Consider the following 16,842-nt stretch of genomic DNA (forward strand, 5'->3'; position numbering starts at 1 on the left):
TAGAGTTGTATTTTTGCACGGTCAATTGTCGAACAAGAAAGAAGAGGTTCTTGTCTTTGTGACAATTAGAAAAATTAGATTATTGGTTAGCGACACAAACATATGAAAGGAGTTTTATTAGTTAATTTAGGATCCCCGGACAGTCCTGAGCCTAAAGATGTTAAAAAATATTTGGGAGAATTTTTAATGGATGAACGTGTAATAGACGTGCCGCTTTGGGCAAGAACGTTACTCGTGAAGGGCATTATTTTAAATACACGCCCAAAGGCTTCAGCCAAAGCCTACAAGAAGATTTGGTGGGAAGAAGGATCCCCTTTAATAGTATTGTCTGAACAACTGCAGCATAAGGTGCAAGAAGAGGTTGAATTCCCAGTGGCCTTAGCGATGCGTTATGGCAGCATGACCATTAAAAAAGGACTACAAGAACTCGTAGATAAAGGCGTGGATGAGGTGTTTTTAATTCCGCTATACCCACAGTTTGCTATGGCAACGACAGAAACAATTACGGTATTAGCCGAAGAACTAAGACAACAGCATTTCCCTAATTTAAAAATTGAATCACTTCCTGCGTTCTACAACAACCCGGATTATATTTCTGTTTTGGCAGAATCTATTAAAGCCGATCTAAAAGATAAAGATTACGACCATTTATTATTCTCTTATCATGGGGTGCCCGAACGTCACATCCGAAAAAGTGACATTACTAAATCGCATTGTAAAATAGATGGCAGCTGTTGTGAAACGCCAAGCATCGCTCATGAGTTTTGTTACAGACACCAATGTAAAGAAGTGACACGATTGGTTGGTGAACATTTAGAGCTCACACCGGACAGTTATTCCACCTCATTTCAATCGCGTTTAGGCTTTGACCCTTGGTTACAGCCTTATACAGACCGAACGATTGAGCGTTTAGGCAAAAAAGGGGTCAAGAAAATGGCTATTGTTACCCCCGCATTTGTTAGCGATTGTTTAGAAACATTAGAAGAAATAGCCATGGAAGGTGAGGAGATTTTCCATGAAGTTGGCGGACAAGAATTCACAACGGTCCCTTGTCTAAACACTAATATGAGTTGGGTGAAACTACTTGCGCAGTGGATTAACGAATGGTCTGAAACAGTGGTAGAGGCTTAATTTTTTAAAAGTAAAAAGGATTTCCGTTTTTTAGGAAAAGACTATGCAAAAAAACAATTCAGCTATTTTAGGGACGGAGCCTATTGGTAAACTCTTAATAAAGCAAGCCGTACCCGCATCTATAGGTATTTTAGTGATGTCGCTAAACATCTTGGTTGATACTATTTTTGTAGGTCAATGGATAGGCTCCACAGCAATAGCTGCGATTAATGTCGTGCTTCCCGTTTCCTTTTTTATTGCAGCTCTAGGCATGTCTATTGGCATTGGGGGCTCTTCAATAATCTCACGCGCTTTAGGAGCAAATAATTATAGAAAGGCATTAAAGGTTTTTGGAAATCAAATTACGTTAACCCTATTTTTTACCATTGCTTTAGTCATTCCAGGATTATGGTTTGTTGATAGTATTGTGACTACTTTTGGTGGGAAAGGTGCCATTTTTGAACCCGCAAAAACCTATTATACCATTGTGCTCTATGGTGTGCCATTTCTAGCCTTATGTATGATGGGGAATACGGTCATACGCGCAGAAGGGAGGCCTAAATTTGCTATGTATGCCATGCTGTTTCCTTCGGTTGGCAACTTGATTTTAGATTATCTTTTTATTAATGTTTTAGATTTTGGAATGGCAGGGGCTGCTTGGGCAACAACAGGTTCCTATTTGTTGTGTTTTGTATTCATTCTTTGGTTTTTCTTTTCAAAACATTCTGAATTAAAAATTAATATGTCTCATTTCGGACTTAACAGACCTATTGTTTCCGAAATTGGAAGTTTAGGGTTTGTTACCTTGGCAAGACAGGCAGTGGTAAGTATCACCTACTTGTTTATGAATAACATACTATTCGATTTGGGTGGGGAAACGTCTGTAACGGCTTATGCCATTGTAGGGCGTATGTTAATGTTTGCCTTATTTCCTGTTTATGGCATCACCCAAGGGTTTCTACCCATTGCCGGTTATAACTATGGTGCGAATAAATATGATCGTGTCAAAGAAACCATTAGCACCGCTTTAAAGTATGCTGTTGGATTGGGTATTTTGGTTTTTGTCGTATTAATGGCATTCCCGAAGCGATTACAACGTTATTTACGTCAGATGCCGAAGTTTTAAAGCAAACACCAACTGCGATGCGATGGGTGTTTGCAGTTACACCAATAGTCGCCATTCAGCTTATTGGAGCAGCTTATTTTCAGGCCATTGGAAAAGCTGTGCCAGCCCTATTATTAACCTTGACACGGCAAGGTTTTATTTTTATTCCGTTAATATTTATACTTCCAAGATTTTATGGTGAATTAGGGGTTTGGCTGGCCTTTCCCATTAGTGATTTGTTATCTACTATTATAACGGCCTATTTTTTAAATCGAGAAGTAAAGACTAATTTAGTCGAAGAAACATACGCCCAATAATGCAATATTATAACTACATAAAAGCATTACATCTTATTTTTGTAATCACATGGTTTGCCGGTTTGTTTTACATTCCTAGATTGTTCGTTTATCAAATTGAGGCGTTTCACAAGCCTTCACCGGAAAAGGAGATCTTAGGTAAGCAACTTAAAATGATGGCTAGGCGCTTGTGGACCATCATCACGTGGCCATCAGCCATTTTAGCGACTGGCTTTGCTCTCCGGCTCATTATTTTAATGCCCTCATGGTTAGAACAATCTTGGATGCAAGTAAAGTTAGGGTTCGTTGTTTTGCTTATTATTTACCACATTAAAACTCACCTGTATTACAAGCAATTGCAACAGGACACCGTAACCAAAAGCTCTAATTTTATGCGATTATGGAACGAAGGGGCTACCTTTATTCTCTTTGCCGTTGTCTTTTTAGTGATTTTAAAAAGTGCGTTTCATTGGATTTTTGGTGTGATTGGTATTCTCGTTTTAGGACTGCTTTTAATGTTAGGTTTTAAAGTATATAAACACATTCGTAAAAGAAATCCGGACGCGTAATAGGTTTTAGAGATGTCTAGCACTGGTAGAATTTTTAGGAGAACCATAAATCGAGATTCTGTAAGTCCTTACAACCTAAAGGTTCTCATTTACACCTCTCCAAAGCCCCTTGAAAGTGGTGCGATTATTGTTATATTTATGGCAACTTAATTTTATAGATGAAACTCATAAAACTATCTTTACGTACCCGAATTTTCTTAGCCATGATTATGTTGGTGATTATGTCATCTATTTTAATTGCCGCAGTTGCTATTTATCAATACACCGAAGAAACACAAGACTACCATAAACAGCGTTTGGACAGGAAAGAAACAGCGATTATAAGAAGTTTAGATTTTGTGACTCGTGAAACTACCTTTCCCGTAATTACAGAAAATGTTCCCAGCATCTTTAAAACTAAAATTTATGAAGTGGCAGATGTGCATAACATTCAAATAAATCTATACGATTTAGAAGGGTCTTTGCTTATTTCTTCTAAAGCAGATTTAAAACAAGAAGTCACCGAAAAATGTTTGGATCCGTAGTGTTAAATACTTTAATGAATACTGTAGAACATCGCTATGAAGAGCGTAGGGAGGAAAACGAGGAAGTCTTTCGCTCATCATACCGTTACATTACAGATGGTAAATTTAAACCTTTAGCCATTATTAATTTACCCTATTTAGAAAACGATGATTTTTTAGCAAAGGAACTTGATGAGTTCTTAGCCCGATTATCTTACACGACGCTGCTCGTGCTATTATTTGCCATTGCGTTGGCTTTTTTGGTTTCTAAATATATTACGAAGTCTTTAAAAACAATCAGTGAAAAAATGAATGCCACGCGCTTGGAAAAGCGTAATGAAAAAATTGAAATTACAGATGGTAGTGAGGAAATTACAACATTAGTAAATTCATACAATCGCATGATTGATGAACTGGAAGAAAGTGCCGTGCAATTGGCAACAAGTGAACGCGAGCAAGCCTGGAGGGAAATGGCCAAACAAGTCGCGCACGAGATAAAAAACCCATTAACCCCTATGCGATTGAGTGTGCAAAGCTTTCAGCGTAAATTTGATCCCCAAGACCCAAGTATTCATCAAAAGGTTGATGAGTACACAGATACGCTCATACAACAAATAGACACGATGAGTTCTATTGCTGGGGCATTTTCGAATTTTGCTAAAATGCCTGCGCAGAAAAAATGAAATGCTTAATGTGGTGAAAATTGTAGATCTCGCGTTAGATATTTTTAATGAAGATTACATTACATTTCAGTCTGATGAGGAAGAAATTATAGCCAAGTTTGATAGAACGCAGCTCATTCGCGTAGTTACCAATTTAATTAAAAATGGTATTCAAGCCATTCCGGAAGGCCAACAGCCAAAAATAATCGTTAATGTTTCTGAGGTTAATAACATGATAAAAATCACGGTTTCAGACAACGGTATTGGTATCACCGAAGCGAATAAATCTAAGATTTTCGAGCCAAAGTTCACCACTAAATCTAGCGGTATGGGACTAGGTTTGGCTATGGTAAAAAATATTGTGGAAACTTACGGAGGAACAATTACCTTTGTATCACAGAAAGGAAAAGGCACGCTATTTACCGTTACTTTTCCTAAGGAATAAAATTCCGGTTTTCTAGGATTTTTCAGTACATTGATTTTAAACGGAATACCAAGAGCTGTCGAAGTGGCTCGAGTTATAATATATATTAAACACATTTTCGCATCGCGCAAATGACAATCACATTTACAATGACTTACGAAAACATACTTTCTAAATCTCAAAATGGCATTACAACCATTACCATCAACAGACCCTCTAAATTAAATGCGTTAAACAAAGCCACTATAGAAGAGTTGCATAAGGCTTTTGATCAGGCTAATAAAGATCAAAAATCTAAAGTTATTATTATAACCGGAAGCGGCGAAAAAGCCTTTGTAGCTGGTGCTGATATTAGTGAGTTTGCAAATTTTGATGTTACTAATGGCGGTAAATTAGCAGCTAAAGGGCAAGCCTTATTATTCGATTTTGTTGAAAATTTGGAAACACCTGTCATTGCGGCTGTAAATGGTTTTGCCTTGGGTGGCGGACTTGAATTAGCGATGGCGGCACATTTTAGAGTCGCCAGCGATACCGCTAAAATGGGCTTGCCGAAGTTTCATTAGGGGTAATACCTGGCTATGGCGGAACCCAGCGTTTGCCACAATTGATAGGTAAAGGGCGCGCCATGGAAATGATTATGACGGCAGGCATGATAGATGCTCATACAGCAAAGGAATACGGGTTAGTAAATCATGTGGTGCCTCAAGATGAGTTATTACCTTTAGCTGAAAAAATAGCAAGTAAAATCATGCGAAATTCTTCAGTAGCGATTAGTAAAGCGATTAAAGCGGTTAATGCAAACTACACAGATGGTTTAAATGGTTTTGAAACCGAAATAGAACAATTTGGAAACTGCTTTGGGACCGAAGATTTTAAAGAAGGAACAACTGCCTTTTTAGAAAAACGTAAAGCTGAGTTTCCAGGGAAATAAGAGCGACCTTTCTTTGCGTAACCCAAATACAATCCATGAGTTAAAACACCATTATTTGTAATTTTACATAAATTATTAAAGATGTTGAACAATTCTAATATAAAAGGCCGTGGTGCGCAACTGAATACGCACAATCGTTTTTTTGAATTGTCGCATGACATGCGTGATGATTTTTTAGAATTCTGTGAGAAGGAAGGAGAATTAGCAGACAAAAACAAGACCTTGTATTTAGAGGTATTCCCAAAAACGATTGTGAACACGGTCAACAGTCCGAGATGTGGGTATGGGGTATTCTATGAACATGTATCAAGGCTGTGAGCATGGCTGTATTTACTGCTACGCCAGGAACAGTCATGAATATTGGGGCTATAGTGCAGGCTTAGATTTCGAACGACGTATTCTAGTTAAAAAGAACGCGCCGTAATTACTGGAAACCCTGTTAAAAAAGAAAAGTTGGAAGGCACATCCCATCGTTATGTCCGGGAATACAGATTGTTATCAACCCGCTGAAAAACAATTTGAAATTACAAAACGCTGTCTGGACATCTTCTTAAAGTACAAGCATCCGGTTTCTATAATAACAAAGAACACGTTAATTCTCCGTGACTTAGAGGTGTTAAAAGCGCTGTCAGCAGACCACTTAATAAGTGTAAATATGTCTATCACCTCACTTTCGGAAACGACCCGGCGTATTTTAGAACCCCGAACAGCGACAATAAAAAAAAGACTGGAGACTGTTAAAACGCTAAGCGATCATGGGATTCCTGTAAATGTGATGTTGGCTCCAATTATTCCTTCTATAAACAGTCATGAAATTTTACCTCACGGCAAAAGCAGTCTCTGAAGCTGGTGCTTCGAGCATGGCACATACCATTGTAAGATTAAATGGCGCTATTGGTGTCATCTTTACCGATTGGATAAAGAAAAATCTACCGAGACCGAGCAGATAAGGTTTTGCATCAAATAGAAAGCTGTCACGGTGGGCAGTTAAATGATAGTCGATATGGTTCACGAATGAAAGGGGAAGGGCCTATCGCTAAACAAATAAATGATTTGGTTACACTCGCGCAATTAAAATATTTTAAAGGTCAATCACTACCACCGTTGAATACAGCGCTTCATGAAGAATATAAAGACGAGCAGTTGAAGTTGTTTTAAAGAATACGTTAAACGGTATTTATACAACTAAATTTAAATCTACGGTCTCCAATAGAGCGATCACATGGTTTTTAGTACGTAAAGATGCAATTACATTACTTTTTTAATCCCTTGCATGCGATAATGTGTCATACTTTAATACTGTGTTTGTGGAGATTTCAGGCGAGAATCCTTTAAGGTACAGAAAGGAAACATTTTTAATAAGTTATGAATGATTTTCTAGCGTTCACCATGCCACTCTCCATAGAACTGTTCTAAAAACGAAACCATATACTCATGACGCCCTTGAGCCATGTGTTTACCCGTCTTTGTATTCATTTTATCCTTTAAAAGCAATAATTTTTCATAAAAGTGATTGATGGTAGGGGCGTCTGCTGTCTTATATTCAGCTTTGGTCATTTTCAGATTTGGCTTTATATCTCGGATTATAAATCGCTCTATTTTTAAATCCGCCGTAATTAAACGTGCGGGCAATGCCTATAGCACCTAGAGCTTCTAAACGGTCCGCATCTTGAATGACGTCTAATTCTAAAGATTTAAAAACGTTAGCTTCATTAATGTTAGAGCTATACGAAATGTGTTGAATAATTTTCACGACGTGTTCGATAACCACAGAATCTACATTGTGATTAAACAAAAACTGACGTGCTTTTTGTGGACCAACAGTATCATCTCCATCATAGAATTTACTATCGGCAATATCATGTAATAAAGCGCCTAAAGCCACGATTAAAGGATCTACCTCTTCTTGTTGAGCGATATGTTTGGCGTTGTTATACACCCTAAGCGTGTGGAACCAGTCGTGACCCCCTTCAGCGTTCGCTAATTCCTGTTTAACAAAAGCTTTGGTGGCTTCAATAAGTGCTTCATTATTCATTTTCAACGGCATTTACAATGGTGGATTCTACCAACTTTAAAAGGGTATTAATTTCAAAATCACTTACTTTCAAGGGTTGGTGTATCGTATATTTAATATGTGCTCCAAGACCCATTGGAAATTTGCCATATCTCAAAGTTTTCCAAGAATTGTTAATCGAGATCGGTAATACTAGTGCATTGGGTGCTTGTTGAAAGAGGGTTTTTAATCCCCTGGTTTGAAAAGGTTTGGGGACACCAGTCCTGCTTCGGGTACCTTCAGGGAAAATAACCACACCACGATTATTCTGTTCAATATAATGTGCCATTGTTTTTATAGCATTTACAGCTTGTATTGGATCTTTTCTATTAATCAAAATAGAGCCACCATGCCGTAAATTATAAGACACACTAGGGATGCCTTTACCTAACTCTTTTTTACTAATAAATTTAGGATGGCATTTGCGCATAAACCAAATAATTGGAGGTATGTCGTTCATGCTCCGGTGATTCGCAACAAGAATAACAGGAACATTTTCGGGGATATTTTCTCGTCCAAAAAGTGACAGTCTAACCCCTAAAAGATGTAAACAGCGGCTCAAAAAAAAGTTAAGATAATCCACACTTACTTTATGCGCTTGGTAACCAAAAACGCGAAAGCAAACCCATTGTATGGGGTGAAATAGGACTAAGAAAAATCCGAAAAACAGGTAATAAATACAGGTTAAAGGATAGGCTATTAATTTTTTCATGTGTTTAGTTGTGTCACCTTTCAAAAATAAAAAAACCACGTCAATAAAACGTGGTTAATCTCTTTTTTGTCATATACATTCGCACAGAAGCTTGCTTAAATACTTCTCGCGATTTAAAATGATGACTAGCAGTGCTCGTTATAAGCATCGATAAGGTTTTCAGCAATTAACTCTGCTGGTCTTCCTTCAATATGGTGGCGTTCTAACATATGTACTAATTCTCCATTTTTAAATAAAGCCATACTTGGCGAGCTTGGAGGAAAAGGGATCATGTGACCACGTGCTCTATCAACCGCTTCTTTATCTACTCCTGCAAAAACAGTCACGATATTTGATGGTTTTTTATCATTCTTTAAACTCATTTTAGCTCCTGGACGCGCATTGGCTGCTGCACAACCACATACCGAATTTACAACAACTAGTGTTGTGCCTTCTTTAGTGATTGCTGCATCTACCGCTTCTGCTGTGTGCAATGCCTCAAAACCTGCGTTCGTTAAATCTTCGCTCATAGGTTTTACTAATTCTGCTGGATACATATCTTTTCTTTTTTAATTTTATTAATGTTCACTATACAAAGTTAATCAATTTTCATGCTAATGTCGATTTGGGCGTCACGTTATGTCAATGGGGTGCGAGAAGGTCAGGTTTTTAGTGCTGTATTTTTGTTTTAAAATAGAGTATCACAACTAAAGAAAACTCGAGAAGAGCCTGTCTTGTGTACTTCCGAAGTGTTAATTGTTTGCGGTCAAATCAAAAATGTTAAAAGTAGGTAAAACCAATAGAGTCGTAACAAAATCACCTTTTTTACAACTAACAAAGTATTATATTTACGGGTACTAAAAAATGATAAAAAATGAGCGGATTAAAATGGTTAGGCGCCGTGCTGGGTTGGTCTTTTGGAGGGCCCATTGGAGCGATTATTGGTGTAGCATTAGGTAGTTTGGGTGATGCTTTTGCTGGCGACGGGGGTTTCTTTTTAGGTCAAGGAGAAAACAAGCAAACACAATCAAGACAAAACCGTCGGCAACCTCATTATAGAACACCACCCGATTACCGCACACAACAACAACGTCGCGCGCAAACCACATCGGGAGATTTTGAGGTGAGTTTACTCATTTTAGCCTCGGTGGTGATTAAGGCCGATGGAAAACAAGACCAACGTGAGTTGGATTTTGTACGTCAGCAGTTTGTAAGCATGTATGGTAAAGATAGAGCCAATAAGGCCTTTAGATTGTTTAAAGGGATAAGCAGTCAAACCGTGCCACTACGTGAAGTGTGTGTTCAAATCAGACAAATGATGGATCATGCGTCGCGTTTGCAGTTAATACACTTCTTATTTGGAATCGCCAAAGCCGATGAGATGGTTGCCGAGGATGAGGAACGCCGATTTATACGATTTCAGGATATTTAGGCATTAGTTCTCGTGATTATAATAGCATTAAAGCGATGTTCTATAACCTACAAGATAACGCTTATAAAATTTTGGAAATCGATAAAACGGCCTCCAATGATGACATTAAAAAGGCCTATCGTCAAATGGCTAAAAAATACCATCCCGATAAAGTAGAACACTTAGGAGAGGAGCACAAAAAAGGCGCGGAAGATAAGTTTAGACAAGTGCAAAAAGCCTATGAGCAGTTGCAGAAGCAGCGTGGATTTTAGTCTTCAAACACCTTTTTTAATAACAGATTTTCAATTTTAATTCACCTATCAAAATGAAACACCTCATATTTACTTTGTACATGATTATTAGTTTTAATGGTATGTCACAAACAGAAAGTTATGTTGGTCATTATGAATACAAACTTGAATCTAGTAACGCCAATCTTACCCAAAACCTTATCCTAAAACCCGATGGCTCATTTATGTTTCATTCTAATGAATATCACGATATGGGTATTCCTAAAGGGAAAAATGTTTATGGAAAAGGGTGTTGGAAGCAGGACAAAAAAATCGTAACCTTTTCTACAACTCCAAGGGATTTTGATGAAAAACATACGATAGACTTAAATAAATCTAAAGCACGATTTGATTCTAAATCAAAAAGAGATCACTCTAATAGAACTCGTAAAACCTCTATTCGGTTTTTTGAATCTGAAATATTATGGATTAAAGGGAAGACCTTTATTAAAATAGAGTAGCTACCCTCTAAACAAAAAGAAATCATCCTTCATATGCTCAATCTGAGAATCTTTATTAGTAATTATGTAATCAATAGCTTTTGTAGTAAAGGTGTTTCCTTTTTCTGTGAGTGAAACGATGTTTTTTTCAACCACAATCATATTGTTCTTAAGTGCTAATTCCAATACGGTTTTAGCTCTTACTTTTTGCCAGTTAATGTGTTCTCGCAAGTGATTCACGTGGCGTTCTTCTGCTTCGTCGTGATTTTTTAAGTGAAGTAAAAAGGTTAATAACGAAACTTCTGTACGCTGTTGTCTTTCTCTGTATAAAACAGCAATCACGCCTTTGCTAGGGGCGAATAAATACACCATTAAAAAAATTAAGCCTAACATCGTTGTTATAGAGCCAGCAATAGAAGCATCTAGCCAATGGGCTAACCAATAACCAGAAAGCGCACTCAAGACCCCAAAACCAATAGCTAAACCTAGCATTTTCTTTAAGTTGGTCGTTAATAAGTATGCTGTTGCAGCAGGAGCAATCATTAAGGCGACTACTAAAATAGCACCAACAGCATCAAAAGCTCCCACGGTGGTCACCGAGGCAACACTCATTAATCCGTAATGAATAAGCGCTGGCGAAAAGCCCAAAGAAGCGGCTAAACCTGCATCAAAGGTACTCACCTTGAGTTCTTTAAAAAAGGCAATTAACAGAGCAACAGTAATGAATAAAATAACCCCAATAATCCATAGTGATTTTGGACCTACATCAACGCCCGAAATGAGTAACCTATCAAAAGGCGCAAAGGCTAATTCGCCTAATAAAACCGCATCAATATCCAAATGAACATCATTAGCATTTTTGGCGATTAAAATCACACCAATACTAAACAAGGCTGGAAAGACTAGCCCAATAGCGGTGTCTTCTTTTACCGAGACCAGTTTTCTGTATGTATTCTACCAAAACTACGGTAATGATGCCGGTAAAGGCTGCTAGAAGAATTAATAAGGGAGAGTTAAGATCTTGTGTGATGAAAAAACCAATAACAATACCAGGTAAAATAGAATGGCTAATGGCGTCACTAATCATCGCCATTTTCCTAAGTACTAAAAAAGTGCCTGGAATGGCACAGGCGATCGCAACCAGGCTTGCAATTAACTGTATTTCTATTTGAGCACTATTCATCTTTTGTAAGTTGTTTAGTATATAAATTCGCTGCTGTTTCAAAGCCGGTTTCAGTTAAACTCCGGAGGTTACCTTCAAGTTTGACAAAATCTTTCTCTACCAGTTTTTGCAAAGTGGCACGGGTATAACCTTGGAAGTTATTTAGGAGTATGATGGCGTGTGGATGCGAGTAATTGTCATGAGTTTCTGCAATATGATGCATGAAAGCCAGTGTTTTATGCAATTCCAAATCACGGCGGTTTTTAATAAAGCGGATGTGCTTAAATAATAGCCCACGACTTGGTGAAAAAACGAAAGAGAAGACTACAAATACGGCGGCAACAATCACAATTACTGGGCCAGTAGATAAATTATTTTGACTCGCACTTATTGCGGTTCCAAAAACACCAGAAAAGGCTCCAAATAGGGCCGCAAGCATGACCATAGTACTTAGACTATTGGTCCATTGTCCGGCGGCAGCGGCGGGGGCTAGTAGCATGGCACTCATTAAAACCACACCCACGGTTTGTAAGCCTAAAACAATGGCTAAAACGATAAAAACCGTGATTAAGATATCTATAAAATTAGTGTTGAATCCTAGTGTTTTAGTATAATCGGCATCAAACAATAAAATTTTAAATTCTTTCCAAAACAGAAGCAATACAAACAAGCATAATCCAGTGATGATAGCCATTAGCCGAGACATCACTTTCGACTAATGTAGCCGCTTGACCAAATAAATATTTGTCTAAACCCGCTTGATTAGCATTGGGTTGTTTTTGAATAAACGTTAATAAAAGCATACCAAAACCAAAAAACAGCGACAAAATTAAACCTAAGGCTGTATCACTTTTTAAATGGGTTTTCTTGACAATACCACGAATCCAAAAAGTACCTATCAAGCCGCTTACCAAGGCTCCTAAAAGTAAGGTGTTGGTGTCTTTGGCGCCAGTAATTAAAAAGGCAATGGCAATGCCGGGCAAAGCAGCATGTGAAATGGCATCACCCAGTAAACTTTGCTTTCTAAGCACGGCAAAACTACCAAGTACTCCAGTGATGGCACCTAGAATGGCGGTACCAAGGGTGATGGTTCTAAGGGTGTAGTCGCTAAATACTAAAGAAAAATAGTCTTGAATATCCATTATTCTTGAATGCTTACTTTATAATTAATACCGTAGGTTTTGGTCAAATTGTCGTCGTTAAAAATATCTTTTACTGGACCTGTAGCAATTTTTTTAACGTTTAAAAAGGTGACCCAATCAAAGTATTCGGTACGGTTTGCAAATCGTGATGTACGACAATTACTGTTTTTCCTGCTTTTCGTAATTCTTTTAAAATATTAATAATAGCAATCTCTGTTGAAGCATCAACCCCTTGAAAGGGTTCATCCATAAAATAAATGGCTGCTTTTTGAACCAAAGCACGGGCTAAAAATATGCGCTGTTGTTGCCCACCAGATAACTGACTAATTTGCCGACTTTTAAATGCTAACATTCCCACTTTTTCTAAAGCTTCTAGAGCTTCTTTTTTTCTTTTTGTCCAGGACGTTTTATCCAACCCAAACTTCCATAGGTCCCCATCATGACAACATCTAAAGCTGTAGTTGGGAAATCCCAATCGACACTTCCTTTTTGCGGAACATAAGCAACTAATTGACGTTGCTTGCTGTATGGTTTTCCGTAGATGGTTACACTGCCTGCAATAGGTTTTAAAATACCTAAAATAGATTTGATAAGGGTTGATTTTCCTGCACCATTTGGGCCTACAATGGCCATTAATACACCTTCAGGAATTTCCAAATCAATATCCCAAAGGACCGGTTTGTAGTTGTAGGCTACAGTAAGATCATCTACTTTAACTGCTATTCTGTCTTTCATAATTTTAGTCTTTCCATATTGAATTAGAAATGCATAACTAAGGCGAATTCTAATTTTTATAACGCTTTATTCAATGCTACCGAGTAAACATGCGCCTTAATAAGGACTGTTTAAAAAATGACTAGAGCAAAGCATTCACAATGGTGTTTACATTATATTCAAACATACCTATATAAGTTCCTTCGGTGGTCCCAGGGGTTCCTAAGGCATCAGAATATAGTGTGCCACCAATAACCACGTCGTGACCTTTAGATTGCACGGCTGCTTTAAGGGCTTCTATGGTGCGTTTAGGCACAGAACTTTCTACAAAAATCGCTTTTACGTTATTTTCTATAATAAAGGTAGCCAAATTTTGTACATCTTGTACACCAGCTTCCGTTGCTGTACTTAACCCTTGTAAGCCTACAACATTAAAACCGTAATTTTTACCAAAATAATTAAACGCGTCATGTGCGGTAACTAAGATTCTTTTTTCTTTAGGGAGTGTTTCTATAGTCGCTAAAACGGCGGCTTGTAATGTGTCTAACTTTTGAAGGTATCGGGTTGCGTTTTCTGTAAAAACCTTAGCGTGCTTTGGGTCTTTTTCAGACAAAACCGGAGTTACCTTTTTTGCAAATTGTTTAAAAAAGGCAATATTAAACCGAGACGTGCGGATCGTAGTTTGAAGCAAAATATTCAGAACCAATCAATTCTGTTTCATTTAAACTTTCACCCAAAGCAATGGGTGTTTTCGTTTTACTACCCATTTTTTCAAAAACTTCTACAAGTTTACCTTCTAAGTGTAAACCATTATAGAAAATAACATCAGCATTAACCAATTTCGAAACATCACCCTCACTTGCTTTGTATAAGTGGGGATCGATACCACTGCCCATTAGACCCTGGACATGTATTAAATCACCTCCTATATTTTCAACCAAGTCGGTTATCATAGAGGTGGTGGTAACGATATTGAGCTTTCCGTCGTCTTGCTTTGTTTTGTTTTTACACGTAAATAATGTTAAGGTAATGGCAATAAGTAAGATGTGTTTTTTCATTTAAAGTGTTTTTATATATCCTAGTCCGAATTTTTAGGGTTTGTATAATTTTTATATTTTTAGTTAGGAATTCTAAAACTGACTCCAGTACTTATTAAGATGTCCTGCCCTGTTGTGATACTTGTGCCAACGGTAGCATCTAATTGAATATTGTTAGATATCAAATAGGTGATTCCCGCATCCCAAAGATGGTTCGCTTTATTGTTTTCTCGGTAAATCACCATAGAGTTCTATATAGGCCCCCCATTTACCGAGATAAACTGTAGCCATAGGCAATGGTGTACAAATAGGCTGCTTCAGGAGCATCATTTTCCCAGGCCGCGCCTAAATTATAAGATAGACTTGATTTCTCACTAAGTGTGTGTGCAAATGAAAATCTAAAATCTACACTTGTGTTCTCGGGTCTTAGTTCTTTTTTTACTGAAAAGGGCAGGTTTAAATGGCCAAGAAAGCCAATTTCCGGTAAAACACCCTTTTCTTTAGCGATGCCCACTTTAAACCCTAGAAGCAAAGGCGAAAAGCTATCTGTTGAGAGTACTTCATTACCGTTAAACTTCGTTTTATTATTTGTGTAATCCCAACCTAATCGTAACTCTAGATTCTCTAGTAAACCGTAACGCATAAGCATTGTATTATATGTGAGATTTTCTGTTTTAAAATTATTTTCTTCATAACTTTCATAAAAAGCCCCTGTTTCAACTTGTATGCTGTTTTTAGGGACCGCAGTTGGAGACTCTGTGGCATCCGGCCGATCGGTTATTAAGGCGCCAAGCGTGTTTTCTTCTTGTGCAAAAAGTGACGTAGAAAGCGCCATAAGTAGACCGCTTAAAAGATGTTTGGTGTTGTATTTAAAATTCATTGACATAAATAATTTTTGTGAAATCTTCGTTTAATAGAATGGTTTTATTATTAATTAAAAGTTGTGTCATTTTTGTAGTGGCAAATTGCTTTACAACGAAAATGCTGTTGCCATATTTTAATCCGTTTTGTGAGCAGAAATCGAAAAACTCTTTGTCATCACTCATTAAGCGGGAAATGGTATAGTTCTTGTTTTCTTTAGAATGAGACAAAGCAATAGAAGTGTCGATCGTGGTTATCTCTCCAGCCTCGTTGGGTATGGGGTCTCCATGCGGGTCAAATTTTGGGTTGCCTAAATAGTCACTGATTTTATTGGCTAAAAAATTAGAGGTTTCATGCTCTAATAATTCGGCTTCACGATGAATTTCGTGTAAAGACATATCAAACATTTTATGCAATAACGCTTCCCAAAGCCGGTGTTTTCTAATGACATTTAATGCCATTTTTTTCCCTTTCTCGGTCAATTGTAATGCCTGATATTTTTCGTAGTTAAGTAAATCTTTAGTGGCCAGCTTTTTAGCCATGTCTGTTGCGGCGGCATTAGAAATCCCTAGTTTTTTGGCAATATTTCCAGGCTTGGTATTATGGGTCTCGTGATGGTCATTTTTGTAAATGGCTTTTACGAAATTTTCAATAGCTACAGACATTTATAAGTGCTTTAATTATTTTTTAAGTAAGCTTAAATAATATTCAAAGATAACTAAAATTTTAAAACTATAAACTTTATTGCATGAATTAGGTTATATTTAAACTCTAAAGTATAATTTATTTAAAATGAAATACGCAATTGTCTTATTATTACTATGCTTTTCAGCATTTGGTTTTGCGCAGGATTCTACAATGGTAAAAGTGGATGCTCCTAAAATTATAGCCTTGTTACCACTAGGAAAAACGGTCACAATTGAGAATGTAACCATTGAATTTGTGGAAGTGGTAGGGGATTCCCGTTGCGCCAAAGGTGTTCAGTGTGTGTGGGCCGGAGAAGTCGTTGTTTTTGTGGATGTTTTTAAAGATGAAAAAAAAATAGACCGCAAAAAAATGACATTTGGTGCGACAGGAAATACTAATGACATTTATGTCGATGAAGGATTAACGATTTCTGCATTAAAGGTCATACCTTATCCTGTTTATAAAGAAAAAATAGCGCAAGAAGACTATAAAATAGAGTTGTATGTTAAGGATTAGCTTAATGTAAACCCTAAAAAGGAGGTATTTACTGCTGTCATTATTCTCTCTTGAACACCATTGAAATGATGTAAACCATGGAAAGGCATCAAGTAATGGGTGGGGGTAAGCATCTTAGAGGGGTCTTGCAAATGAAGAGACTTTATTTAGGAAAAAATCGTATTCGATAGCTCTTAATGGCACCCGCAATCGTCTGTTCCACACGCTTTTTTCGACTTCTTTTTCAGAACAAATTTCC

At 37.4% G+C, this 16,842-nt stretch carries 11 protein-coding genes and 9 pseudogenes; 9 read left to right on the plus strand and 11 right to left on the minus strand.

Annotated elements, in window-relative coordinates; genetic code table 11:
- Positions 1-102: 102 nt before the first annotated feature.
- The 6 genes and pseudogenes from hemH (at position 103) to N7U66_RS13605 (ending at position 6,758) form a co-directional block, all read left to right on the plus strand.
- Complete coding sequence (gene hemH, locus N7U66_RS13580) at positions 103-1,131, plus strand: ferrochelatase (RefSeq protein ID WP_267675789.1); 1,029 nt, start codon at positions 103-105, stop codon at positions 1,129-1,131.
- Positions 1,132-1,174: 43 nt separating this feature from the next.
- Positions 1,175-2,532: pseudogene (locus N7U66_RS13585) on the plus strand (MATE family efflux transporter).
- Positions 2,532-3,080, plus strand: a complete 549-nt coding sequence (locus N7U66_RS13590) for a CopD family protein (protein WP_267675790.1) — start codon at positions 2,532-2,534, stop codon at positions 3,078-3,080. The pseudogene N7U66_RS13585 and the gene N7U66_RS13590 overlap by 1 nt, the downstream one beginning before the upstream one ends.
- Positions 3,081-3,238: 158 nt before the next feature.
- Positions 3,239-4,690, plus strand: a pseudogene (locus tag N7U66_RS13595) (ATP-binding protein).
- Positions 4,691-4,818: 128 nt separating this feature from the next.
- A pseudogene (locus N7U66_RS13600) lies at positions 4,819-5,600 on the plus strand (enoyl-CoA hydratase/isomerase family protein).
- An 81-nt stretch (positions 5,601-5,681) separates the two neighbouring features.
- Positions 5,682-6,758: pseudogene (locus N7U66_RS13605) on the plus strand (PA0069 family radical SAM protein).
- Positions 6,759-6,977: 219 nt separating this feature from the next.
- Here N7U66_RS13605 and N7U66_RS13610 read toward each other — a convergent pair.
- The 3 genes and pseudogenes from N7U66_RS13610 to N7U66_RS13620 all read right to left on the minus strand — a co-directional run bounded on the left by N7U66_RS13610 (position 6,978) and on the right by N7U66_RS13620 (position 8,901).
- Positions 6,978-7,635, minus strand: a pseudogene (locus N7U66_RS13610) (HD domain-containing protein).
- Positions 7,628-8,365, minus strand: coding sequence for a lysophospholipid acyltransferase family protein (locus N7U66_RS13615; RefSeq protein WP_267675791.1), 738 nt, complete (start codon positions 8,363-8,365; stop codon positions 7,628-7,630). Before N7U66_RS13615 ends, N7U66_RS13610 begins: the two are co-directional and overlap by 8 nt.
- A gap of 125 nt (positions 8,366-8,490) precedes the next feature.
- Positions 8,491-8,901 carry a BrxA/BrxB family bacilliredoxin gene (locus tag N7U66_RS13620; RefSeq protein ID WP_267675792.1) on the minus strand — a complete coding sequence of 137 codons (411 nt, stop codon included), beginning with the start codon at positions 8,899-8,901 and terminating at the stop codon, positions 8,491-8,493.
- A gap of 317 nt (positions 8,902-9,218) precedes the next feature.
- Between N7U66_RS13620 and N7U66_RS13625 the strand changes: the two are divergent.
- Both N7U66_RS13625 and N7U66_RS13630 read left to right on the plus strand, forming a co-directional pair.
- Positions 9,219-10,027: pseudogene (locus N7U66_RS13625) on the plus strand (TerB family tellurite resistance protein).
- A gap of 53 nt (positions 10,028-10,080) precedes the next feature.
- Positions 10,081-10,506 carry a hypothetical protein gene (locus N7U66_RS13630; RefSeq protein WP_267675793.1) on the plus strand — a complete coding sequence of 142 codons (426 nt, stop codon included), beginning with the start codon at positions 10,081-10,083 and terminating at the stop codon, positions 10,504-10,506.
- Here the strand turns inward: N7U66_RS13630 and N7U66_RS13635 are convergent.
- The 8 genes and pseudogenes from N7U66_RS13635 to N7U66_RS13665 all read right to left on the minus strand — a co-directional run bounded on the left by N7U66_RS13635 (position 10,507) and on the right by N7U66_RS13665 (position 16,066).
- Positions 10,507-11,668, minus strand: a pseudogene (locus tag N7U66_RS13635) (metal ABC transporter permease).
- Positions 11,661-12,789 (minus strand): annotated as a pseudogene (locus N7U66_RS13640) (metal ABC transporter permease). Before N7U66_RS13640 ends, N7U66_RS13635 begins: the two co-directional pseudogenes overlap by 8 nt.
- A gap of 100 nt (positions 12,790-12,889) precedes the next feature.
- Positions 12,890-13,264 carry a metal ABC transporter ATP-binding protein gene (locus N7U66_RS22620; RefSeq protein WP_390886576.1) on the minus strand — a complete coding sequence of 125 codons (375 nt, stop codon included), beginning with the start codon at positions 13,262-13,264 and terminating at the stop codon, positions 12,890-12,892.
- Entirely contained in the window at positions 13,162-13,524 is a 363-nt protein-coding gene (locus tag N7U66_RS22625; protein ID WP_390886577.1) for a metal ABC transporter ATP-binding protein, read from the minus strand. The genes N7U66_RS22620 and N7U66_RS22625 overlap by 103 nt, the downstream gene beginning before the upstream one ends.
- 121 nt (positions 13,525-13,645) lie before the next feature.
- Positions 13,646-14,561 (minus strand): annotated as a pseudogene (locus N7U66_RS13650) (metal ABC transporter solute-binding protein, Zn/Mn family).
- 59 nt (positions 14,562-14,620) lie between these two features.
- Positions 14,621-14,785: a transporter gene (locus tag N7U66_RS13655; protein WP_267675794.1), complete on the minus strand. Its 165-nt coding sequence runs from the start codon at positions 14,783-14,785 to the stop codon at positions 14,621-14,623.
- Between the two features lie 23 nt (positions 14,786-14,808).
- Positions 14,809-15,420, minus strand: a complete 612-nt coding sequence (locus tag N7U66_RS13660; protein WP_267675795.1) for a transporter — start codon at positions 15,418-15,420, stop codon at positions 14,809-14,811.
- Positions 15,410-16,066, minus strand: coding sequence for a metal-dependent transcriptional regulator (locus tag N7U66_RS13665; RefSeq protein ID WP_267675796.1), 657 nt, complete (start codon positions 16,064-16,066; stop codon positions 15,410-15,412). Before N7U66_RS13665 ends, N7U66_RS13660 begins: the two co-directional genes overlap by 11 nt.
- Positions 16,067-16,193: 127 nt before the next feature.
- Here N7U66_RS13665 and N7U66_RS13670 point away from each other — a divergent pair, with 127 nt between their 5' ends.
- A complete protein-coding gene (locus tag N7U66_RS13670; RefSeq protein WP_267675797.1) occupies positions 16,194-16,604 on the plus strand; it encodes a hypothetical protein in 411 nt (136 codons plus the stop codon).
- Positions 16,605-16,842 lie beyond the last annotated feature (238 nt).

The organism is Lacinutrix neustonica, assembly GCF_026625145.1.
GTDB classification, from domain to species: Bacteria; Bacteroidota; Bacteroidia; order Flavobacteriales; family Flavobacteriaceae; genus Lacinutrix; species Lacinutrix neustonica.